The 806-nt window shown below is 37.1% G+C and carries 1 pseudogene; it reads right to left on the reverse strand.

Annotated features, from left to right (window positions below):
- Nucleotides 1–806: pseudogene (locus BAU23_RS17425) on the reverse strand (IS4-like element ISBce2 family transposase); the annotation flags it as partial.

Genomic DNA, 806 nt, shown 5'->3' on the forward strand with positions numbered 1-806 from the left:
CAATTTGCCAACGCAGTGAATATAAATCATAGATTTTCTCTTTTGGTACCCATTCCGTAGGAATGTTTGTCATATATACCGTAATTCCTTGTAAAAGTTTCGTACGCTCTGTATATGTAATCCCTTTTTTCTTTTCACGAATAGCTCGATCATGTAGACGTTTCTGTTTTTGCTCCTCTGTACATCTATAAACCACAATGCGAGTGGGTAGTTTGTCTTTGCTCCCTACATATACATCATGTAATTCATATACTTGGCCAGGTTGTAATTGGTTCATGATGTCTTCCAAATGAATTTGTATATATACCGGTCTCAATTGAGCAGGTTTTGTTTTAAATACCACTGTTTCGAATTCTTTTCTATATATTTTAGTTGGCAATTTAAGACGTGATAAATAATAGCCTTCCTTATCTTGGATCGATTTAAAGTCTTGTAAACGAAAATACCCTAAGTCACGAATATATAGTTCATTCTTTTGTGTCATGTCCATTCGAGTCGCCCCATATGCCTGATCACTTCGTTTTCCTGGTTCAATTTTCACATCAGAAAACTCTCCACTCAACAAGTCATACTCTAATTGAATTTTTACACCAGCTGTATGACTACAGCCTCCGGCACCAGGATAAGTAGCTGCGAATCGATCTGGAACTTGAAAGGTTGTAGAATCAAGGATGCGAATCCGCTCAAAGTAAGCAGAAAGAGAATGAGAAATTGTAGATGATCCTCCAATTTTAGCTTGTAGAAGTGTAGTAAATACATTTCGAAAGAAGGCTACAGAAGCCGAGTTAAATCGTCGATTCAGTCCC

It is taken from the genome of Bacillus nitratireducens, from assembly GCF_001884135.1.
GTDB classification, from domain to species: Bacteria; Bacillota; Bacilli; order Bacillales; family Bacillaceae_G; genus Bacillus_A; species Bacillus_A nitratireducens.